At 40.3% G+C, this 21,753-nt stretch carries 16 protein-coding genes, 1 tRNA gene and 1 riboswitch; of the genes, 4 read left to right on the top strand and 13 right to left on the bottom strand.

Annotation, left to right across the window (positions count from 1 at the left end):
* Positions 1–71: 71 nt before the first annotated feature.
* Positions 72–1,445 carry a tRNA uridine-5-carboxymethylaminomethyl(34) synthesis GTPase MnmE gene (mnmE, locus tag B7720_RS07850; RefSeq protein WP_044020826.1) on the top strand — a complete coding sequence of 458 codons (1,374 nt, stop codon included), beginning with the start codon at positions 72–74 and terminating at the stop codon, positions 1,443–1,445.
* A gap of 46 nt (positions 1,446–1,491) precedes the next feature.
* On the opposite strand, the gene dapA is transcribed toward mnmE, so the two are convergent.
* From dapA to B7720_RS07830, 4 genes are all read right to left on the bottom strand, one after another.
* Positions 1,492–2,427 (bottom strand): 4-hydroxy-tetrahydrodipicolinate synthase, encoded by a 936-nt coding sequence (dapA, locus tag B7720_RS07845; protein ID WP_000121600.1) that lies wholly within the window; start codon positions 2,425–2,427, stop codon positions 1,492–1,494.
* Positions 2,428–2,483: 56 nt separating this feature from the next.
* Positions 2,484–3,560 (bottom strand): aspartate-semialdehyde dehydrogenase, encoded by a 1,077-nt coding sequence (locus tag B7720_RS07840; protein WP_084857391.1) that lies wholly within the window; start codon positions 3,558–3,560, stop codon positions 2,484–2,486.
* Between the two features lie 357 nt (positions 3,561–3,917).
* Positions 3,918–3,990, bottom strand: a tRNA-Thr gene (locus B7720_RS07835).
* A 105-nt stretch (positions 3,991–4,095) separates the two neighbouring features.
* Positions 4,096–4,608, bottom strand: a complete 513-nt coding sequence (locus B7720_RS07830) for a QueT transporter family protein (RefSeq protein ID WP_042902307.1) — start codon at positions 4,606–4,608, stop codon at positions 4,096–4,098.
* Positions 4,606–4,702: riboswitch (PreQ1 riboswitch) on the bottom strand. Its footprint overlaps the gene before it by 3 nt.
* A gap of 28 nt (positions 4,703–4,730) precedes the next feature.
* Between B7720_RS07830 and B7720_RS07825 the strand changes: the two genes are divergently transcribed.
* A complete protein-coding gene (locus tag B7720_RS07825) occupies positions 4,731–5,168 on the top strand; it encodes a GtrA family protein (protein WP_070800312.1) in 438 nt (145 codons plus the stop codon).
* A 79-nt stretch (positions 5,169–5,247) separates the two neighbouring features.
* Positions 5,248–5,628: a large conductance mechanosensitive channel protein MscL gene (gene mscL / locus B7720_RS07820; RefSeq protein ID WP_000910206.1), complete on the top strand. Its 381-nt coding sequence runs from the start codon at positions 5,248–5,250 to the stop codon at positions 5,626–5,628.
* Between the two features lie 41 nt (positions 5,629–5,669).
* Here the strand turns inward: mscL and hemH are convergent, their stop codons facing one another.
* The 6 genes from hemH to pitA form a co-directional block, all read right to left on the bottom strand.
* Positions 5,670–6,764: a ferrochelatase gene (hemH, locus tag B7720_RS07815; RefSeq protein ID WP_084857389.1), complete on the bottom strand. Its 1,095-nt coding sequence runs from the start codon at positions 6,762–6,764 to the stop codon at positions 5,670–5,672.
* 77 nt (positions 6,765–6,841) lie between these two features.
* Positions 6,842–7,714: a PI-2 pilus system class B sortase SrtG2 gene (gene srtB, locus B7720_RS07810; RefSeq protein WP_142358711.1), complete on the bottom strand. Its 873-nt coding sequence runs from the start codon at positions 7,712–7,714 to the stop codon at positions 6,842–6,844.
* 75 nt (positions 7,715–7,789) lie between these two features.
* On the bottom strand, positions 7,790–8,791 hold the full coding sequence (gene srtB / locus B7720_RS07805) for a PI-2 pilus system class B sortase SrtG1 (RefSeq protein ID WP_000695090.1): 1,002 nt from the start codon (positions 8,789–8,791) through the stop codon (positions 7,790–7,792).
* A 16-nt stretch (positions 8,792–8,807) separates the two neighbouring features.
* The gene (locus B7720_RS07800; RefSeq protein ID WP_025171805.1) at positions 8,808–10,073 is read right to left on the bottom strand and encodes a DUF7601 domain-containing protein; all 1,266 of its coding nucleotides are present in this window, start codon (positions 10,071–10,073) and stop codon (positions 8,808–8,810) included.
* Positions 10,073–10,624, bottom strand: a complete 552-nt coding sequence (sipA, locus tag B7720_RS07795) for a PI-2 pilus system signal peptidase SipA (RefSeq protein WP_000924790.1) — start codon at positions 10,622–10,624, stop codon at positions 10,073–10,075. The genes B7720_RS07800 and sipA overlap by 1 nt, the downstream gene beginning before the upstream one ends.
* Positions 10,624–13,215 carry a PI-2 pilus tip adhesin PitA gene (pitA, locus tag B7720_RS07790; RefSeq protein WP_084857387.1) on the bottom strand — a complete coding sequence of 864 codons (2,592 nt, stop codon included), beginning with the start codon at positions 13,213–13,215 and terminating at the stop codon, positions 10,624–10,626. The genes sipA and pitA overlap by 1 nt, the downstream gene beginning before the upstream one ends.
* A 358-nt stretch (positions 13,216–13,573) precedes the next feature.
* On the opposite strand from pitA, the gene pepT reads away from it, so the two are divergent.
* Positions 13,574–14,797 carry a peptidase T gene (gene pepT / locus B7720_RS07785; protein ID WP_084857385.1) on the top strand — a complete coding sequence of 408 codons (1,224 nt, stop codon included), beginning with the start codon at positions 13,574–13,576 and terminating at the stop codon, positions 14,795–14,797.
* A 36-nt stretch (positions 14,798–14,833) separates the two neighbouring features.
* On the opposite strand, the gene B7720_RS07780 is transcribed toward pepT, so the two are convergent.
* From B7720_RS07780 to B7720_RS07770, 3 genes are all read right to left on the bottom strand, one after another.
* A complete protein-coding gene (locus tag B7720_RS07780; RefSeq protein WP_084857383.1) occupies positions 14,834–17,878 on the bottom strand; it encodes a pneumococcal-type histidine triad protein in 3,045 nt (1,014 codons plus the stop codon).
* Positions 17,879–17,891: 13 nt separating this feature from the next.
* Positions 17,892–18,809, bottom strand: coding sequence for a metal ABC transporter substrate-binding protein (locus tag B7720_RS07775; protein WP_084857380.1), 918 nt, complete (start codon positions 18,807–18,809; stop codon positions 17,892–17,894).
* Positions 18,810–19,004: 195 nt separating this feature from the next.
* Positions 19,005–21,542, bottom strand: a complete 2,538-nt coding sequence (locus B7720_RS07770; protein ID WP_084857378.1) for a pneumococcal-type histidine triad protein — start codon at positions 21,540–21,542, stop codon at positions 19,005–19,007.
* Positions 21,543–21,753 lie beyond the last annotated feature (211 nt).

The raw sequence follows: 21,753 nt of genomic DNA, 5'->3' as shown, positions 1-21,753 counted from the left end.
TCTAATTTTGTTACAATTTGAAGAGATGCTTGGATACATATCCAAAGAAAAGAAATACAAAAGGAATTAGTATGATTACACGTGAATTTGATACCATCGCTGCTATCTCTACTCCACTAGGTGAAGGAGCCATTGGTATTGTCCGCCTGAGCGGAACAGATAGTTTTGCTATTGCCCAAAAGATTTTTAAAGGAAAAGACTTGAGCAAGGTTGCAAGCCATACTCTCAACTACGGACATATCGCTGACCCTCAAACTGGTAAGGTCATGGACGAGGTTATGGTTGGAGCTATGAAGTCTCCAAAGACCTTCACTCGTGAGGATATTATCGAGATTAACACTCACGGTGGGATTGCGGTGACCAATGAGATTCTCCAACTAGCTATCCGTGAAGGAGCTCGGTTGGCAGAACCTGGTGAATTTACCAAACGCGCCTTTCTAAACGGTCGCGTGGACTTGACACAGGCTGAGGCAGTGATGGACATCATCCGTGCTAAGACAGATAAGGCCATGAATATTGCAGTCAAACAATTGGACGGTTCTCTTTCTGACCTCATTAATAATACTCGCCAAGAAATCCTCAATACACTTGCCCAAGTTGAGGTCAATATCGACTATCCTGAGTATGACGATGTTGAGGAAGCCACTACTGCAGTCGTCCGTGAGAAAACTATGGAGTTTGAGCAATTGCTAACCAATCTCCTTAGAACAGCTCGTCGTGGTAAAATCCTTCGTGAGGGAATTTCAACTGCTATCATCGGACGTCCCAACGTTGGGAAATCGAGCCTCCTCAACAACCTCTTGCGTGAGGACAAGGCCATCGTTACAGACATCGCTGGTACGACACGAGATGTTATCGAAGAATACGTCAACATCAATGGTGTTCCTCTCAAATTGATTGATACAGCTGGTATTCGAGAAACAGATGATATCGTGGAGCAGATCGGTGTTGAGCGTTCGAGAAAAGCCCTCAAGGAAGCTGACTTGGTACTACTAGTATTAAATGCCAGTGAGCCACTGACCTCCCAAGATCGCCAACTATTAGAAATCAGCCAAGATACCAACCGCATTATTCTGCTTAACAAAACTGATCTGCCTGAAGCGATTGAAACTTCGGAACTACCTGAAGATGTCATCCGTATTTCAGTTCTTAAAAACCAAAACATCGATAAGATTGAAGAGCGCATCAACAATCTCTTCTTTGAAAATGCTGGTTTGGTCGAGCAAGATGCTACTTACCTATCTAATGCCCGTCATATTTCCTTGATTGAAAAGGCCGTTGAAAGCTTACAAGCTGTTAATGAAGGGCTGGAACTGGGGATGCCAGTTGATTTGCTTCAAGTTGACTTGACCCGTACTTGGGAAATTCTCGGAGAAATCACTGGAGATGCCGCACCTGATGAACTCATCACCCAACTCTTTAGCCAATTCTGTTTAGGAAAATAAGAAAAATCCATGATCGTTCTTTCGGTCATGGATTTTATTGTCTTTATTAGTAATCTGGTCTAAGGACACCTGTTACAGTTGCCTTAGTTGCTTCGTAGTCGCCATCTACGACAACTTTGATAATGCGTTTAGCATCTTCTTCTGGTGCTGGAACTAGAGGTAATCGAGTTGGTCCAGCTTCGAATCCCATATAGTTAAGGACCGCCTTAACTGGAGCAGGACTTGGATAAGAGAAGAGGGCATTGACTTTAGGAATGAATTTACGCTGAATAGCTGCAGCTTTCTTCATATCGCTTTCTGCAATGGCAGTAAACATCTCGTGCATCTCATCTCCATTTGTATGGGAGGCAACAGAAATAACCCCATCCGCACCAAGGTTCATGGCATGGAAAGCATCTCCATCTTCACCTGTATAAATCAAGAATTCTTCTGGCTTGTGTTCAATCAAATAAGCCATATTTGCCAAGCTGGTACATTCTTTAACACCGATGATATTAGGATGGTCAGCCAAGCGAAGCATGGTTTCTGGAGTTAATTCCACTACTACACGCCCTGGAATGTTATAGATGATAATCGGTAGGTCAGAAGCATCTGCAATCGCTTTAAAGTGCTGATACATTCCTTCTTGAGAAGGTTTGTTGTAGTATGGTACGATAGCAAGTCCAGCAGCGAAGCCACCAAAGTCTGCTACTTCTTTGACAAACTCAATCGAGTCACGCGTATCATTGGTACCTACACCCGCAATCAAAGGAACACGTCCATTAACAATCTTTTGTACAGCCGCAAAGAGTTCCAACTCCTCATCGTGGGTCAAGGTCGGACTCTCAGCAGTCGTTCCAGCTAGAAGAATTCCATCTGTATGATGGGCCAATAAATGCTCAATCAAGGCTGGAATGGCATCAAAGTTGATGGAACCATCCTCATGGAAAGGGGTAATAAAGGCCGTGATGATTTTACACTCTTTTAAATCTTGATAAGACATGAGAAACACCTCTCTATTTCAAAGAAGGAGTTCATATGAACTCCTAAACGATATGACTATTTTAATTCAAATTTCAATTCAGCTGTTGGACGAACCAATCCACGTTCATGAAGAGTTTCTGCAATCTGAACTGAGTTCCAAGCAGCACCTTTGAGAAGATTATCTGAAACAACCCACATGTGGATTCCTTTTTCAGCATCCAAGTCTTTACGGATACGACCAACAAAGGTATCACGTGAACCAACAGCATTGATGGCTTGAGGATAGATTTGATTTGCTACATCATCCTCCAGAACTGCACCTGGGAAGGCTGCGATAGCTGCTTTGACTTCTTCGATTGGAGCCACTTCTTTTGTTTCAATGTAAACAGACTCAGAGTGAGCTGACAAGACTGGAATACGCACACATGTTGCAGACACTGCGATGCTATCATCTTCCATGATTTTCTTAGTTTCCTTGGTCATCTTCATCTCTTCGTAAGTGTAATCATTGTCTGTGAAGACATCGATTTGCGGAAGAGCGTTAAAGGCGATAGGATAGTGTTTCTTGTCACCACCTGAAGGCAAGATTTCCGCATGCAAATCACGTGGATTCACACCATCATTCAAGACTTCACGAAGTTCACGTTGTGTTTCAAGAATCGCTCCCATACCTGCACCAGAGACTGCTTGGTAAGTTGAAACGATGATACGATCCAAGCCCCATTTTTGACGAACTGGCTCAAGAGCCACCATCATTTGGATTGTTGAACAGTTAGGGCAGGCAATAATCCCGTTGTGGGCATCAAGTGCATGAGCATTGACCTCTGGAACAACCAAAGGAACATCTGGATTTTGACGGAAATAAGATGTGTTATCTACTACTACAGCTCCAGCTTGAACTGCGTATGGTGCATACTTAGCTGATGTCGAACCACCTGCTGAGAAGAGTGCAATATCAACACCCTCAAAAGCGGTCTCAGTCGTTTCTTCAATCGTAATATCTTGGTCTTTAAATTTCAAAGTCTTGCCTGCTGAACGTGCAGAAGCAAGGTAACGAATTTTATCGATTGGAAGTGTTGATTCTTCCAACATTTTTATCATCTGAGCTCCGACAGCACCTGTCGCGCCGACTACAGCAACTGTATATCCCATAAATAACCTCTTTCGGAATTTTCTAAAAATTTCTATAATAGATGTATTATACTACTTTTTCCAGAAATTGAAAAGCATTTTTGGGTTCTATTTTCTGAAAATTAAAAATCCCTAGTCATTGACCAGGGACTAAGAGGCATCTTCATGTGATGAGCAGGTTCACACAACTCATCAAGGTCCGCTCCTGCGTTATGACCTCCTTATGCTCAATAGTAGTCCGAAGACTACCTATCGACTCATCGCATCTACTATTCTACTAGATAGAGTCACTTTTGTCAACAGCCAAAACGCTTTAACTTCATTTATACAAGTGTACAAGAATAACCTTGGTTTCCCAAGGTTATTTCGTTTCTATCATGCTAATTGCCGGGATTGAACCGGCGACCTCATCCTTACCATGGATGCGCTCTGCCAACTGAGCTAAATCAGCTTACCTAAAAAGTATACTATAGTTCTATGTTCTTGTCAAGCGCTCTCTTTTAATTTTATGGAATGAAAAAAGCTAGATTTAGCAAGAATCTAGCTTATAAACTTCTTATTTTGTTAGATCGATTCGCTGTCCCAGTTTACCAATCAAAATCGCTCCCACGATAAGTGATGCAAACTCACCAATTCCAGTAGAGAACCATGTGAAAAAGAAGGGAGCTTCTGTCAAGATATGAAGTTCAGCTGCAATGGTAATCATTGAAATGGAGAAGAGGATTGAAAAGAAGAAATGGTCTTTTCGAATCAAACCATTGAACAAATAGTCTTTCTTATACTTGCTAAAAAGCCAAACACCTAGACTAAGGAAAACTAGAGTAGATCCCCCGCCGACAAAGACATCAATCATACCAAAAGTACTAAATAAGTTAGCAATCATGCAACCAATCGTCACACCAATGATGTATTTAGGGTTGTAAAATGCCAAGAAATTCAACATTTCTGAAATACGGAACTGATACGCCCCAAAACTAAGAACATTGATTGGTGGTGTAATAGTCAAAACCACATAAATAGCAGCAACAATAGCAATATCTGCCATGTCACGAACAGTTAAATTTTTCATGTTTTCTCCTTTGGCGGTTTCCCGCGTAAAATATGCTTGGTGAAAGAAGCTAAGCACCAAGGGTTGAGGTTATCAACCTTACTAGTATAGCACATTAGCCCGCTTTATGCTATACTAAAATCATGAAAAGACTAATAAAAGCTTTCTTTGATAACGAGATTCTCTCCTACCTATTTTTTGGTAGTGCTACTACTCTGGTTTCTATTGTATCGCGTTTGGTTATTTACCATATCAGCCACCAGGAAATCCTCGCAACTGCCCTCGCTAATATTATCGGGATTCTCTTTGCCTTTCTCACAAATGATACAATCGTCTTTAAACAAGAGAGAAGGAATTGGCCAACCCGCCTGGCTAAGTTTTTCTTAGCTCGTCTTTCTACTCTTGGTCTTGACGTTCTTTTAACTTATATCTTTGTTACAACCTTTCCTGACATTATTGGCCAGTTTGTCGAATTTAATATAGATAGGGTTAATACGATTGAAACTATTCTAGCACAAATCTTGATCATCATTTTAAACTATATTTTCAGTAAAATCTATATTTTTAAAGGGAACAACTGACCACTTTGAGCGTTCAAGTTGCTTTTTGTCACAATTTAGGATATAATAAATTAGAAAATTAGGAAAGGAATTTATGAAAATGTTAAAGGATCTTAAAGAATTTTTGCTTCGTGGTAATGTCGTTGACCTTGCTGTCGGTGTGATCATTGCCTCTGCATTTGGTGCTATCGTTACTTCATTTGTTAACGATATCATCACTCCACTTCTATTGAACCCAGCTTTGGAAGCTGCGAAAGTACAAAACATCGCTGAGCTTGCATGGAATGGTGTTACATATGGTAAATTCTTGAGTGCTATTATCAACTTTCTCGTTGTAGGTACTGTGCTTTTCTTCGTTATTAAAGCTATGGAAAAAGCGCAAAACCTTCGTAAGAAAGAGGAAGTGGTTGAGGAAGCACCTGCTGCTCCAACTGAACTTGAAGTTCTTCAAGAAATCAAAGCTCTTCTTGAGAAAAAATAAAACAGATAAAGGATTTAGCTTAAAGCTAAATCCTTTTTTCTTTACTCTTTTGGTAACTTCCCAGCCTTTTCGAGCATTTTCTTAATCAAGTAAGGCATCTTCACATTTTCACGGCCTTTTTTCTCAATGAGTTTTTTGACAAATTCTGGCATCTGAAGGTCGTCTGTCTCCTCCATGATGTCCTTTGTAGTTGCCGAAGGCGCTAACTCATCGAAGGTTTCTTCTTCTGGGAGAAAAGCTTTAAATTCTTTGTCTTCATTGGCTCGTACAGTAGCAACTAAAGCGTCAATTAAACGGCTATCTGTATTGGGCATAGGTGGGCGATGATAGGTGACACCTAATTCTTGACACAACTCATAACATTCTACATCGTTGTCAAACAAGACTTCAATGTGCTCACTGATAAAACTAATCGGGACAAAAATATAATGCTCTGGATGTTGCTTTTGTTCTCGTAAATATTCTAAGACATCTGGCTTAATCCAAGGGATTCCAATATCGCTTTCGCTCTGCCAAGTATTGGTATACTGGTCGGCTGTTAGGCCGAGTTGTTCAGCAATTAGCTTGCTATTATCGAAAATCTGATCGATATATGGATCTCCATAGTCTAAGGCAAAAATGGGAACACTGTGGGCTGAAAAGATTACCTTGAAAGACTCTTCTCCCACCTCATTTCGTAAAATTTTTCTAATCTCATCTGTCCAGAAGTCCAGCAAAGGCTGTTGTTGATACCAGTCCTTAATGACTAAAAATCGGATCTGCTGGCTTTCCAGAAACTTTTCATACCCCATGACTGAGTAAAAAGAATAATGAGGTTCCAAAATCAAGCAGATACATTCTTCAACACCATCTGCTTCCATCTGCTTGATCACGTCTGGAATAAAGGGACGAGAAAATTTGTTGGCAAAGTAGATACCGTACTCCTCGCCTAAACGTTCCTTAACTAAATCAACCTCCTCACGTGTAATCCGCTGCAAGGGCGTCCCACCGATAAGGACATAGTTGTCATAGAGAGTCTGAATCTCGTGATCTTGGGGTCTAACTCCACGACGAATGTTTGTAAAGAATTCTGCTACTCCTTCAAAACTAATCTCCTCTGGAGATCCAAAGGTCATCATTAATATGGCTCTTTTCATGTTATCATCCTTATGTTATTATTTTCACTATCTATTCTATCATGAAAGAAAGAAATAGTAAACGCTTCCGACGTCTACTATTTCTTTTGTTCTTTTGTCTTTCTATCTCGCCTTATGATTAGGATGATAACGACAAGGAGTAAAATAACGATAATCAGGAGTAGGAAGGCTAGGATGTAAATCCAATGGCTGGGAATTCCGTGATCAAAATACCGTGTTCCTACTGCTTCCCCACTCTTATCCTGTGCTACTTTTACCGGCGCATCCGTTATTTTAGCTAAAAGGATATGTCGTCCATTAGTTATGTTAAGGAAACAGGTGCTTAATAAAACAATCTTATCCGTTGAAGTCAAGGAAACATCTCGCTTGTATTTGGCTTTGCTTAGCAAATATTGATAGTAGGCCTGGTGTTCCTCATCGTTGGAACTCAAAGTTCGGTAAATCTCCGTGTCATAGGCATCCACTTCTAAAATCCCAAATATCTCAAGACCACGTTCACGACCATTGTAGTAGATAGAACCATAGCGATGCTTTTCAAAAAAATTTTGATCCGCAAATTTTTGGATCTCCCCAAACATAGCTCCAGAAGCCATGGAGTGACCATAGATGATGGTATTAAAGTCAGTAAAGTTGGGATTGAAACGATAGTCTAGGAATATAGAACCTGACACAGTATAATCACCAAAGGCATTTCGGTCAAGGTATTTGACATTGTCCTGACTCTGCAAGAGGGGATAGTCTACCTTGGTCCCATCGAGGCTAATCCAACCACAAACATCCTTGTTGAGATGCTGCAAGGTTTCAAAGCCCGTACTGCTGGCATCCTTTTCAATGGGATTATAATGATCGTAGTCGCTCGCAAGAGCTCTATCAGCTGTAAAAAGGCAGAAAAAAGCTAGAAAGAGGGAGAGAATGACCTTTATAATTTTGCGACTCGTATTTGTTTTCATATTTCCTTCTTTCTCCTTTCTAGCCTTGAAAATAAAAGAGCAAGAGAGGCTGTCCCTTTCTCTTTTATTGGTAGTTTAGTCAGTAATGGTATCTGCTCCTTCTTCCTTTGCTTCTCTTCTACGACGCAAGATCAAGTAGAGGATGATGAGCAAGAAGATCAATAGCAAGAGCAAGATAAACAAGATGATGTACCATATCCACAAAGGAATCGATGAGAGAAATCGTCCGAGCGACGAATCATCAAAGACACTGTATGGGAATGGTTTTGATTTTTTCGTATGGAAGGTGTTCTTTGGAACCGTATCCGTAATCTTGGCAACTACGATATGTCTCCCATTTGTTACGTCTAGGAAACAGGTACTGAGAAGGATGATATGGTCATTTGGCCCCAGTGTAATATCCCGCTTGTGGATGGCAACCGAGAGTAAGTGGTCGATATATTCTTGGCGCCGATCATCTCCATTAATACCTGGATCGTAGATGTTAAAGTCATAGGCGTCTACCTCGAGCATCTCAAAGATCTCAAGACCTTTTTCAACGCCATTATAGTAAATACTACCGTAGCGATGCTGGTCAAAAAATTCCTTATCAGAAAACTTTGCTACATCTCCAAACATAACCCCATTTTCTACATGGTGTCCGTAGATGATGGTATTAAAGTCTTCGAACTTGGATTCATTTCGAGCCTCAAGGAAAATAGCCCCTGTAGCTGCAAATTCTCCCTTGGAATCCTTGTTCAGGTATTTTTCATTGTCTTTGGCTTGAACTAAGGGATAGTCGATATTGGTGCCATAGACATTGATCCAACCGAGAACCTCTGGATTGACTTGCTGTAGCTTGTGAAAGCCAGAAAAACTAGCAAGCTCATCCTTCTCACTGGTACTAACAGGTCTATAGGCCTCATACTCACTTGATGAAGCCTGAGAATAAACCTGATTGGCATCCCAGAGGGCGTAGAAACCAAAGAGAAAGACTAAGGCTGTCAAGAGGAGCAAGATATGATTCATCAATGCATCTACAGCAAGTACCAGACGCCTAGACAAACTCCTTTTGGGTTTCTCACGCTTGATTTTCATCGGTCAAACCACTTGCTTAAGCTTGTCTGCGTTTTTTAGACAAAACAACAAATCCAGCCAAACCAAGACCAATCATCAAGATGAAAGGAAGGTTGTCAATCAAGAGACCAGTAGGGGTAACGTCTGGTAAGCTATTTGTGATAGTGTTATCGTTTGGTTTTTCACCGACTAAAATACTAGTTTGAGTAAAATCAGCTGAAGCTGTACCCGTTTGATTCCTTATAACTCCATTTTCATTATATGAGGCTGTTGCTTTATAACCTTGAGATCCTGATTCAACTAGTTTATAGCGAGTACCTGCAGGTAGATTGTCAAATACCAAAGATTGATCATGGTGAAGGGTAATTGTTTTTTCTTTCCCATTCTCAAATGTATAAGATGTGGAACCAACTTGTCCGACAAATGTACCTTGATCGTCTGTTGAAGCTTTTGTAAAAGTTAACTTAAAGGTAAAGTCTTTTGTTTTATCAGCCGAATCACCTTCTACCAATTTTTTGATTACTAAAGATTTTGCGCCTGGATTGAAATTTTCTGGTTTAGGTTTATTTGGTGTTGGTTCATTTGGATTTGTGATTTTACCCGCATTTTTCCTGTAAGTATTTACAAATAAATCATATTTATAAAGTTCGCCCTTCTCAGATGGTTTTACTTTAGCAGTAGAACTTGTAGACACTAGTTTGAAATATACAGATGAAATATAAACACCTGAGCTTTGCTTATTTTTTACAATAACGTGCATTTCATAGCTACGATTATCATATGTCATAGAATCAATTGGTACGCTATTTTTCAGAATTTGTGCCCAACCAACATTTTGAGTTTCTGCTACAGTATAAACATATTCTCCGGCGTGTGTGTAGGTTACGCTTTCGAAAATATTTCCAGTATCTTTCTTAATACTAGTTTGATTTGGTTGCAAAAGATCACTTTTAGAATAAACTACATTCTTTGCAGCTATTTTTCCATTTGAATCAGAAATCGTTTCATAAGGTGCACCATTTGATGATGTACCAGTTTTTGGGGTGAAAGTAAATGTAAAAGTTGCTTCAGGTGTTGTAATTCCTTCCGCAATATTCAACACCTTATTAATAGCTACTTTTGCACTTGTTTCACCATTTGCTTTGGCAGTTGCCACATCATTATCATCCGCAAATGTTGGCACTCCTCTAAAGACCGACAAGGCGGTTACAGCTGCAATACTTGCAGTAACTAATTTTTTCAAAAATGTTTTTTTCATGATTATTCCTTTTATTTTTAAATTTCTTTTTTCATAAACTGTCATCAAAAGCCCCGTCGCCTTAGGACTGTTACCACCTTGCCATGGGTATCCTGTATAGGAATGGTTCCAAAAGCACGACTATCTACAGCCGTTGTTCGATTGTCCCCGAGGACAAAGAGTTGTCCTGCTGGGACTTTCATTGGGAAGGTAGCCCCTTCCTTATAGAGCAGCGTTTCTTTGTAGATATCCTGCTCTTGTTGAGGAGAACCGTTGATGATGAGACCATTTTCGTTTATATCGATCGTACTTCCTTCGGTTGCTATGACACGCGCCACTCTTTCCTTGCCCTTATAACTATAGACGAGCAGGTCACCAATCGAATAACGTTTATCAAGCCTATAGTAGACAACCAAGTCGCCATCTTTTAAGGCTGGCTTCATGCCATCGTCATTGTATCTCAATAGTCCAAAGACAAAAAAGTAAAGGGTGGCCAGTACAAACCCAACCATCAGAAGCTTACTGACTAAGTAGAGGATATCTCCCCATACACTCGGCGGAGACTTATCCCGATTGACTTGTGTTACTGTTTTCTTATGTTTCTTTTTAAGTAGCATTATTTTCTCCTATGTACCACTAGATAGCCGAGTAGGATTGTAAAGAAGATACCTCCTAGAGGAAGGATTATTCCTAACATGAGTGTACTGCTGAGGAAGTCAACTCCGGTTTCAGGTACGCTATTCTTATTATTCGTGACTGTCGCGGACTTATCCCCATCTAGCTTGCCTTCTTGATTTTCATAAGATACCTGATATCCACGCGAAGAGTTTGATTCCTCTTCTACGGTATAGTGACTATCGAGTGGTAGCCCATAAATTTTTATGGTTTGATCTTTGTTGAGATCTATAGATGCTCGACCATTCGTAAATTGCAGAGGGGTTCTTTTATTATTTACCGTTGCAGTATAGGTTCCATTCAGTGGACTATTCTGAGCATCCCTAATGTTAATGGTAATCTTGAAGGATTTTAATAGGTTGGCAAATACACCCGTAACCTTTTTTGTAACTGATAAACTTGGAAGCTTGTGATTCGTGACAATACTGGTTTCGTCTTTATTCAGATCGCCCTCTTGATTCTCATATGTAACGTGGTAACCGTTCGTTGATGCCGCTTCTTCTTCAACCTTGTAATGGGTTCCTCGAGGAAGATAGCTTAGAATACCTTCCCAACGTTTTCGTTTTTCGACACGGATCTCCGCTTCACCATTCACAACAGTTATCTCACCGAAAGTTCCATTCAATGGTTTAGAATCAGGTGAGGTTAGTTTTACCTTAATCCTAAACTCTTTGTTCAAGTTATTTTCGGCTTCCAACACTTTCTTAATCGTCAGACTTGGCAATTGTTTATAGATTACCTTAAAGGATGGTTTAGATTCTGTACCAACATTTTTTATTTCTTTGGTAAAGGCGGGGACGTCCGGTGCAATTAAATCGTATTGATATCCTTTGGCAACTTTTTCAAAGTTCCTCGTTTCATTAGATACGTTTTTACTAACATTCACATTGGTCTTTCGATAGTCTTGATTATCAGGACCTCCGTTCTTGTTCTTTTGAACCAGTTTCAGCTCAACATTACTCGGTTGATCAGCTGTAATAACAGTTCTCGCACCCGTCACACCTTGCCATTCAACTTCAACTGGTACCGTTAATGGATCTGAGGGTTTAAAGGTTGGGTTATCAGAGTATTCTTTGGTCTTGGTTTGGGAGGTGCCTATTCCATAGGAATAAGTGACACTGGCACCTTTATTGGAGTAGAGTTTATTGACATCAGAACCTTCAGCATCACCAGCCTCTAGTTTTTTATCACCAGCAATGGCATCCAGAGCATCTTGACTAGATGTAACAGTGAATTTGAGGACATATCTAGCCCCATCTTCTAAGGAATAATTCGGAGAAAAGTTAGCCGTAACTTCCACTAATCCTTCTGACGTTGTCTTGGTATCAAAAGTTACCTGCTCTTCGGTTAATGTTTCACTACTACCATCCTTTTCTTTCACTACACGAAACTCTGACGATCCGTTCGGTAATAGCTGAACATACTTAGAAAGAACATCTTTGATGGTCACGTGGTGGATTCCCAGTGGCAGAATCTTATCAGTGATATCTTTGAAACTGTCTTGTAACTGGTCTTCATCATTTGCAGAGAATATTTCATTTGGAATGGAGGCATTATGTTGCCTCATATAATATTGCAGACTGGTAATACTGTCGACATTGTTTGAATAACGAAATTTAATCGAATAGAAACCATCAAGTGTTGGAGCCAAGCTATATGATAGACTATTTAAATTATTATTTAATCTATCCCAAAACCACTGGGGAGCTGTTTCGATATTAGGATCCTCGTTATTGTAGTTATATATAGTGTAACCATTGGCATCGTAGACCATATTCGCAAAGCCATCTGAAAGCAAAATAACGACTTTCTTAGCATTAGATCTTGCACTTCCCATTAACTGGTTGGCCAAGGTTAATCCAGCCCCAATATTGGTCCCGGTACCAATACCTGACTCAGTACCAATGGAATTACCTCCTGCAATACTCATGTTGTATACCGCTGTTTTAGCAGCACGAGCATTGTTACTCCATCCTAAAATCGTGTTAGCATCATCCCATGGTGAAACGCCATCATAGTATTTTGTCATCCGTTCATAGGGCCAGTATGGTCTAAAAAGTCTCCATTTATTTCCATCCCAATACTGATCATTCTTTTTATTGTCAATTTTCCCACCAAATCCTACCATAGATAAACGGTTATTAGAATTGGATAGAATGGTATCAATTAAGCCCTTACGACCATTTGTTCCTCTTAGAGTATTTTTCAATGCGTCAATCCGACTGATCGTCCGTCCATCAAAAGATTGGACATCCTGATTCTGCATACTTCCTGAGAGGTCTGCTACTAAAACAACATCCAAGGGATCCGTTTGGGTCTCCGTTCCCAGTTTGGAAGTGATATCCAATGACAACTCATACTTGTCATCCTGTCCCGATATCGGAGTAATTGTTTTATGAAGGGTTGTCTGAGGTTCTGTAGTAGAATCAGCATTTAACAGGCTTATCGGAGCACACAAAAAGAGAATAGCTAACAGTGTAACTAAACGGCGCGCAATAATTTGAACTTTCTTAAAATCGAAGCGAATGTTCATTTTATTCTCCTTAACTAGAATGTACTAATATTGTTACTATATCAATCTAGGACATTTACAAGATAATTGTACAATAAAGTTCACGCAGTGTCAATTAATATGATTATTTTTATATTATGTTAATTAATAAAAGAGTATGATTCTTCTTTGTCTTTCAAACTATTCTATGGTAAAATGAAAAAAGAATAAAAAAATCTCATAAAATATCAATGCATATATTTTAATCTAAAATATCCAAGATTTCATTTAAAAGTCTATTGAATTTGAATTATTATATTTTTTCAAAATTCGTGAAATTTTCAGAATGAGGCATTTCCCGAAGTTTGCATTCTATTTTATGATTGTTAAAGGAGTTTTTATGACTTATCCGAACCTTTTAGATCGTTTTTTGACCTACGTTAAGGTCAATACGCGTTCTGATGAACACTCTACTACTACTCCAAGTACGCAAAACCAGGTAGATTTTGCGACCAATGTTCTTATTCCCGAAATGAAACGTGTCGGTCTGCAAAACGTCTACTACCTTCCAAATGGTTTTGCTATTGGTACCTTACCAGCTAATGATCCCAGCCTTACACGCAAGATTGGCTTCATCTCCCACATGGATACTGCTGATTTTAATGCTGAGGGAGTTAATCCGCAAGTCATTGAAAATTACGATGGTGGAGTTATCGACTTGGGTGATTCTGGATTTAAACTCGATCCTGCTGATTTCAAGAGCCTTGAGAAATATCCAGGCCAAACGCTTATCACAACTGATGGCACGACCTTGCTGGGTGCTGATGACAAGTCAGGGATTGCTGAAATTATGACTGCTATTGAATATCTGACTGCTCATCCCGAAATCAAACACTGTGAGATTCGAGTTGGTTTTGGACCAGATGAAGAAATCGGTGTTGGAGCTAACAAATTTGATGCTGAAGACTTTAACGTTGACTTTGCCTATACTGTTGATGGTGGTCCGCTAGGTGAGCTTCAGTATGAAACTTTCTCAGCAGCTGGTGCTGAATTGCATTTCCAAGGGCGCAATGTTCACCCTGGTACTGCTAAAGGACAGATGGTCAATGCCCTTCAGCTAGCGATTGATTTTCATAATCAACTTCCAGAGAATGACCGACCAGAGCTGACAGATGGTTATCAAGGTTTCTATCATCTTATGGATGTGACAGGTAGTGTCGAGGAGGCGCGTGCAAGCTACATCATCCGTGACTTTGAAAAAGATGCCTTTGAAGCTCGTAAAGCAGCTATGCAAGCCATCGCTGACAAGATGAATCAAGAGCTTGGGAATAATCGCGTGACCTTAACTCTGACAGACCAGTACTACAATATGAAGGAAGTCATTGAGAAAGACATGACTCCTGTAACCATTGCCAAAGCCGTAATGGAGGATCTGGGAATCACGCCAATTATCGAACCAATTCGTGGTGGAACAGATGGGTCTAAGATTTCCTTTATGGGGATCCCAACTCCTAATATCTTTGCTGGTGGTGAAAACATGCATGGACGTTTTGAATACGTGAGTCTTCAAACTATGGAGCATGCGGTGGATACCATCATTGGTATTGTAGCTTATAAAGACTAAAAAAGACGAGGTAGCTCAGCTACTTCGTCTTTCTTTTTATTCGTTTGGTTGAGCACTTGGCTCAGTCTCACTTTTCTCTTGCTTTTCGCTTGATTGAGAAGCAGTTGTTTCACTGCCTTTCTCAGACTTAGATTGACTGTCAGTTTCACTTGCTTTTGAACGAAGTTCTTGGTTCAAGCTAATGATATCTTTAGCTAGAGTGAGGAGACCTTCTTTATCACTACTTTTAGCTGCGAGTTGATCAAATAGGGCATCAACACGTTCAAAGTCAGCATCGGTTCCTTTGTTATCCTCTAAGTACTTGTGAAGAGAGAGCAAGATATTATAGAGTTTTTGGTAGATAATCACCGTTTGTGGATCTTGTTCTGCTTCTTTTTTCTCTCGTTGGATAGTCGCTGCAATACGATTCAAGAGATCCTCAAGTTGTGTTTTAGCTTCGTCAAGGTCTGCATTTTCCTTTTCAGTAGCCGCTTTGATATTAGCTGCTTCTTCAGCTAGGGATTGTTTGACACCATCTTCTTTGACACGTGCTAGGAGTTGAGCAGCTTTAGTTAGGAGAGCATCCACTTCTTCCTTCTTAACATGACTAACCCGCTCTTCTGGCATAAAATCACCGTAGAGTTCTTTTAGGAATTCATAGATGGCGGTCTTAGCAGTTTGACTATCTACTTTTTCCGTATCTAGAATAGTCTTACCAACTTTTGTAGAAACGGGTTCTTCTTTGAGAGCTTCTTCTACTTCTAACTTAGTTTGGTAAATAGTTGGGAATAACTTGTTCAAGTCGGTTGCTTTGAGGAAAGATTGTGACTGGTAAAGTTCCCATGTCAACTTGGCAACACGGTTCCGAAGTTCTTCTCTCAAACGACCATCAGACACATGTTCGTAGAAGTACTTGATGTACTCTACTGTTGTAACCCCTGTCCGATCTCGGAAATCTTGCAAGGCCTGCAGTTTCGCTTCAATCGCAGTCAACTCTGTCTCATCCTGTGCTAGTTTTGCTTCCTGCAAATGTACCAAAAGATCTTTCTTAGGCAAGCCATAAGTATCTGTATCCAGTGTATTGATCTTATCTACAAGGGCTTGATACTTCTTATCTAAAGGTGAAGTTTCAACCGGTGCCATACTTTGATCCACATGGATATACTGTTTATCAAAGAGATCCAAGGCTGCTAGGTATCCAGCAGTTGAGTTTGTTGCCAGTTTTTTCATATTTTCGGTGAATTGCCCCAAAGCAAGTTCAACCCGTCTCTGCATGATTGGCTGGTCTTTGTAGAGACTTCTGCTATCTGCTAACAGTTGATCCACCTTAGATAGAACTGTTTGTTCATCAAATGCTCCAGGTTGATAGGCCGATTGTAGGGCCGGAATCTTATTTTTCAAAGCTACTTCATAGCCCTTAGTTTGAACCTTGATGTAGTGATTGTGGTCTCCGTGAGGAATCACAAAACTACCACTTTCTACCTGTAAACTATAAGGAGATACCCCATCACGTAGGGCAGTTGTATACAGTTCATTTAGGAAATCCAGTTCTGGGTTCCCAGTTTGGAGAGGAATACGAACATGTTCTTTTCGAACAGCATAGGGATGGATATGGGTTGGATCATAAGCTTGATCCGGATTTCCAAAGACAAAGAATCCATTTGAAATGCGAATCGCTTCGAGTGGAACCCCATAGGTCTGTGAGATATACTTGATTTTTTCTTCATCGCTAGCATCTCTTGAGAAACTTTCCACAGTCTTTGCAAGTGGTTGAACGTGCTGCGGCTGATGATTTTCTTTCAAGTGATCTTGGGCAGCTTTGATTTGGGCTGCAGTCAAGTCCTTCTTAAAGAAATAATGAGCGTGATCTCCATGAGAAACTACAAACCCTTGTTCATCTTCACTAATAACACGGTCAGCTGCAAAACCATGATCATGTTCTTCGCCGTGATGGTGGTCATGCTCCTCTCCATCATGGTCATGTTCTTCATGGTTGGTATCCTGACTTCCATGGTCACCGTCTTGGTCATGATGATCTTGTTGAGCTGGATGCTCTGCTGGTTTGCTAGGATTTTCTAAAGGTGTTGGCTTCCCACTATCGCTAGATAAAGGAATCATACGCGCAATCTTTTCTTCCAAGGCAGAAAGTTTTGTATATGGGATGAAATGATAGTGATTTCCGTGTGGAATCGCTACGCCACTTGGTGTTCTGCTTGAAATCTTAGTAGGATCAAAAATCAAGCCATCTGATTCAGCATAACGTTGACTACTTGGAAGAGCATAGAGTTGCTGCAATAGAGTTTGAAGACTCTCAGCTTGATTACTTGGTGTTTCAGCCTGTTGACTTGGGTTGGTAGTTTGACCAGTCGCGTTTGGACTAGGACGATAGTTAGTCACACTCGGCTGAGTTCTAGTTCCAGAGAGGTAGGCTTGGGCAGCAGCTAATTCGCTAGCAGACAAGGAACTCTTTGGGATATAGTGATAATGTCCACCATGAGGGACAATATAAGCATCACCAGTATCCTCTATAATATCAGACGGATTAAAGATGTAGCCATCGTCGGTAGTATAACGGCCTTGTGATCGCGCAAGTGTCACTGCACTGTTAGAAGTTGGTGCATCGTGAGTATGACCTTGTTTTTGGCGTTCAATTTCGTCCTTCGTACGAACATTATCAGCATGTGCCGCATCTTTAAGGTAGACATAATACTTGCCATCCACCTTGATAATGTAACCACCTTTGATTTCGTTGACAATATCAGCGTCTTTCAGTTGATAATTGGCATCTTTCATCAACAGTTCTTCGCTGAAAATCGCGTCAAAAGGAACTTTACCATTGTAATAATGGAAATGATCACCGTGTGAAGTCACATAACCTTGATCGGTAATTTTCACAACAATTTGTTCAGCCTGAATATCTTCTTTTTTGCTAACTTGATCTGGTGTCTGGGTCTCTGTTTTTTGAGTGTCTTGCTTCCCATTGACATAAGACACACGGTTATTATCTTTGTTTCCTTCTACCTGGTGTTGGTTCAATGCATAGATGCAAAGGCTTAGGGAAAGGACAAGAGCCGATCCTGCTGCAAGGTATTTCTTCTTCATTTTCATCATCTCCTCATTTTAATTCTTCTGCAAGAACATTCATGTTTTCTTCTAGATTTTCTAAGTAAGTTTTGTCATTTTCAGGATCTGCTTCTAAAGGATTGAGTGTCTTTAGGCTAACTCCTGTTGATTTGACCAAGGTCTCAGCGACTTTAGAAGAAGCATTGCTCTCAGTAAAGATGGTTTTGACATTATAAGTTTTGACAAATTCTTGGATTTCTGTCAACTGTCTCGGACTTGGCTCTTGTTCAGGGGAAATCCCTGCTATACCAAGTTGTTTCAAACCAAAGCGTTTAGCGAGATAAGAAAAGGCTGTGTGTTGTGTAACAAAGGTCTTTTGACTCGCTTTTTCAAAAATAGGCTGGTACTTCTTAGTCAATTCTTGGGCTTTAGCGATAAAGTTTTTAGCATTCTTTTGATACGTTTCCTTATTAGAACTATCAATCTCCGAAAGTTTGTCAGCGATAATCTGAGCTTCTTCACCTGCTTTTTCTGGATCTAACCAAGTGTGAGGGTCGTAGAGTGTTTTTTCATCGATGCCGTCACCAGCTTCTACATCTTCTAAGCCCGGTACACGCTCCAAGGTCATTCCTTCAGAAGCTTCTAAAACTTTAACTTTTGAGTTTTTCAAGTTAGGATCTAGGCTTCCAGCCCAAGATTCGAGCGTATGAGAATGGTAGACAAAGACATCTGCATCATAGATAGCAGCAATGTCATTTGCTGACGGTTCAAAGGAGTGAATCCCACTACTTGACTGAATCATCCGTACGTCATTCAAGTCACCTGATACCTCTTTGACCATGGCATAGATTGGGTAAAAACTTGTTACAATCTTCATCCCTTTTGCTTCTTGTTTTTCTTTTTGGCTACATGCTCCTAAGACAAGAACCAAGAGACCTACCACTAATAATAGAAATGTTCTTTTTTTCATCGTTACTCCTTAACTAGTATTTAACCATTTAATTAACTAGTAAATAGTTTATCTTTATTTACACTATATGTCAAGATATTTTACATATTTTCATGAAAAAAATGAGAACTAGAACTTACATTCTGTTCTCATTTTCGATTTTAACTTTTCTAGTTCTCCTATCCTGTTTTTAGGAGTTAGAAAATGTTGTTACAACTACTTACTCTCCCTTAACAAAGCCAATAATTTTTCAGCTTCTGCCATAATAGTATTGTTGTCCTGGGAGCCAAATAGCAGGTTATTTTTTAAGCCAGTGAGAGTTTCTTTGGCATTGGACTTGATAATGGGGTCTTGGATCTTTGCAAGTAGCTCTTCAGCCTCTCTCAGTTTTTCTTCAACCTTTTCAGTTTCAACCTGAGGTTCTTCTGGTTCCTCTGGTGATTCTTCTTCTGGCTCCTCAGTTGGTTTTGGAGATTCTGGTTTCTCACTCTGAGGTTTCTCTTCGCGAGGTTTTTCTTCCTCAGGTTTTTCTGTACGAGGTTTCTCCTCTGATGGTTTTTCCGTTTGATTGGTATCAGCTTGACCATTTTGGTTTCTTTGAACATGGTCACTTGCATTCCCCCAACCACTATCTGAATGCGGACGTTCGTTTGGATGTTCGACATAGTACTTGACAGTCGCAAAGAGATCCTCAAGAGTATACCCCTTAGGTGCCTCATAAAGTCCTTCGTCAAACCACTCAAATTTTATGTTATGGTAATGATCATAATGAGGAATGATTAAACTACCGTTTTTAACTTCCACGGTATGTTGGAGATTGTAAGGCATACGATCAAGCGGCACCTTCTTAGCTGCTTTCACGCGGTTGTAGATAGCCTCTGCTCCTTTAGCCTCCGTATTTCCTGGATTCTGATGGTCTGTTGAAGGAGGAGTCAAACCTTTCTCTTTAGCATAAGCCTGGGCTGCCGCTCTTTCGGCTTCAGACAAACTATCTTTCTTAATCCAATGACTATGGGTCATATGTGGAGCTACATAGGCATCCCCCTCATCACTGGTGATATCACGAGGATCAAAGATATAGCCATCTTCTGTTGTATACTTGCCTGCCAACTTGGCTACCTGAATCTCATCATCAGTGTAGGTAATTTGCGCATTTGGTTTTCCTAAACGTTCTGGATGACGAATCGGTGCTAGAAAGGCCAAGATATCATCCACCAACTTGACTTTATCACTGCTTTCATCATTTAAACGTTCCAACAGTTTATCCAAAGCGTCAAAATCAGCTTGGCGCCCTTTATTATCAAGTAAGTCCTGATGAATTCTTGCTAGTAAATCATAAGCCTTATTGTAAAATCCTCGATCATCAGATGGGAGATTGGTTTTCTTAGCTCCGAGTTTATGAGACAAACTTTCTTGCTTGGCTAGTTTACTATCAATTGCTGCTGCTGTTTCTGCTGAAAGCTTCTTGGCAGGAATATAACGTGAGGTTCCATTCTCCTCAAAGACATAGCCGTCAGCTACTTTTCGAATAGCCTGTTTAACTAATTTTTCGTCAATTGGATTGCTTGGAGTTGGTTGAGGAGTTGGTGCAGGTTGCGGGCTTGGACTAGGTTCCGGAGTCGGTTGTGGACTTGGTTGTTCTGGTCTTGAATCCGGCACCCTATGGTTCGAACTGTACTGTAGAGGAATAATACGAGCGATTCGTTCTTCCAATTCAGACATCTGTGAATAAGGGATGAAATGGTAATGGTTCCCATGAGGCACAGCAACTCCTCTAGCTGTTCGACTTGTAATCTGTGCTGGGTCGAAGACAAGACCATCAGATTCTACGTGTCGTTGGCTGAGCGGCAAGGCGTAAAGTTGTTTCAGAAGGCTATCAATATCCTCATCACTCTGACTTGCTTGGTTATCGTCGCTACTGTTGTTAGCTGTGTTCGTGTTCGTATAGCTGTTGCCTTGATTATTATAGGATGGAGTCCATCTATCTACATCGCTGCTAGCACTGTTGTTATTGGTACGGCGATAAGTAGGCGTATTTGATTGGCCACTTCTACCAGATAGAAAGGCTTCTGCTGCAGCCAATTCGCTGGCTGATAACTCGCTCTTGGGAATGTAATGGTAATGGTCGCCATGAGGAACGATATAAGCATCACCAGTATCTTCAATGATATCGGATGCATTAAAGATGTAACCATCATCTGTGGTGTAGCGTCCCTGTGAACGTGCCAAGGCTACCGCACCATCGTTTGCTGAAGTCCCTCTTTCACGATGCTGACTATGTTCTTGTTTTTGCCGATTGATTTCTTCTTTCGTACGGACATTATCCGCATGGGATGCGTCCTTAAGGTAAACATAGTATTTTCCATCTACCTTGATCACATAACCGCCCTTGATTTCACTGACAATATCCTCGTCCTTGAGCTGGTAGTTTGGATCATTCATCAGCAACTCTTCACTGATGATGGCATCATAAGGAACCTTGCCATTGTAATAATGATAGTGGTCACCATGTGAAGTGACATAGCCCTGGTCTGTTATCTTGATGACGATTTGCTCCGCATTGATGCCTTCTTTCTTGCTAACCTCATCAGGAGTCAGATTCTCCGTTTTTTGCGCCGCTTGTTTTCCATCTATATAGGAAACACGATTATTTTCTTTGACTGTTCTAGCTTGATACAGTCCCAACTCGTAAGAGCAAACACTTAAAATTAAAGCTGCCGCAGAACCAGCAAGGTATTTTTTATTAATTTTCATTGAAACTCACTTTCTTTTTGATATTTTTAGTTACAATTCATTTCTAAATTGCAGAAACTCCTCTCTATTACTTAACTGGTTAATAGTTTACTCCTAAATTTGCAACTTGTCAAGAATTTTATGAACCGGTTAAGTATTTTTTATTCTTCACCGCTACTTTCTCTAGAATGGACTTTATATAAGAAGAATTAGCTTGAACATTTTTTTAAAA

This window comes from Streptococcus oralis subsp. oralis, from assembly GCF_002096455.1.
Lineage (GTDB): Bacteria > Bacillota > Bacilli > Lactobacillales > Streptococcaceae > Streptococcus > Streptococcus oralis_CY.
This window is presented reverse-complemented; position numbering and strand designations above follow the sequence as displayed.

Excerpts from the sequence above, each read along its gene's own strand:
- mnmE (WP_044020826.1), top strand. The coding sequence starts at position 72 with ATGATTACACGTGAATTTGATACCATCGCTGCTATCTCTACTCCACTA.
- dapA (WP_000121600.1), bottom strand. The coding sequence starts at position 2,427 with ATGTCTTATCAAGATTTAAAAGAGTGTAAAATCATCACGGCCTTTATT.
- B7720_RS07840 (WP_084857391.1), bottom strand. The coding sequence starts at position 3,560 with ATGGGATATACAGTTGCTGTAGTCGGCGCGACAGGTGCTGTCGGAGCT.
- B7720_RS07830 (WP_042902307.1), bottom strand. The coding sequence starts at position 4,608 with ATGAAAAATTTAACTGTTCGTGACATGGCAGATATTGCTATTGTTGCT.
- B7720_RS07825 (WP_070800312.1), top strand. The coding sequence starts at position 4,731 with ATGAAAAGACTAATAAAAGCTTTCTTTGATAACGAGATTCTCTCCTAC.
- mscL (WP_000910206.1), top strand. The coding sequence starts at position 5,248 with ATGTTAAAGGATCTTAAAGAATTTTTGCTTCGTGGTAATGTCGTTGAC.
- hemH (WP_084857389.1), bottom strand. The coding sequence starts at position 6,764 with ATGAAAAGAGCCATATTAATGATGACCTTTGGATCTCCAGAGGAGATT.
- srtB (WP_142358711.1), bottom strand. The coding sequence starts at position 7,714 with ATGAAAACAAATACGAGTCGCAAAATTATAAAGGTCATTCTCTCCCTC.
- srtB (WP_000695090.1), bottom strand. The coding sequence starts at position 8,791 with ATGAAAATCAAGCGTGAGAAACCCAAAAGGAGTTTGTCTAGGCGTCTG.
- B7720_RS07800 (WP_025171805.1), bottom strand. The coding sequence starts at position 10,073 with ATGACAGTTTATGAAAAAAGAAATTTAAAAATAAAAGGAATAATCATG.
- sipA (WP_000924790.1), bottom strand. The coding sequence starts at position 10,624 with ATGCTACTTAAAAAGAAACATAAGAAAACAGTAACACAAGTCAATCGG.
- pitA (WP_084857387.1), bottom strand. The coding sequence starts at position 13,215 with ATGAACATTCGCTTCGATTTTAAGAAAGTTCAAATTATTGCGCGCCGT.
- pepT (WP_084857385.1), top strand. The coding sequence starts at position 13,574 with ATGACTTATCCGAACCTTTTAGATCGTTTTTTGACCTACGTTAAGGTC.
- B7720_RS07780 (WP_084857383.1), bottom strand. The coding sequence starts at position 17,878 with ATGAAGAAGAAATACCTTGCAGCAGGATCGGCTCTTGTCCTTTCCCTA.
- B7720_RS07775 (WP_084857380.1), bottom strand. The coding sequence starts at position 18,809 with ATGAAAAAAAGAACATTTCTATTATTAGTGGTAGGTCTCTTGGTTCTT.
- B7720_RS07770 (WP_084857378.1), bottom strand. The coding sequence starts at position 21,542 with ATGAAAATTAATAAAAAATACCTTGCTGGTTCTGCGGCAGCTTTAATT.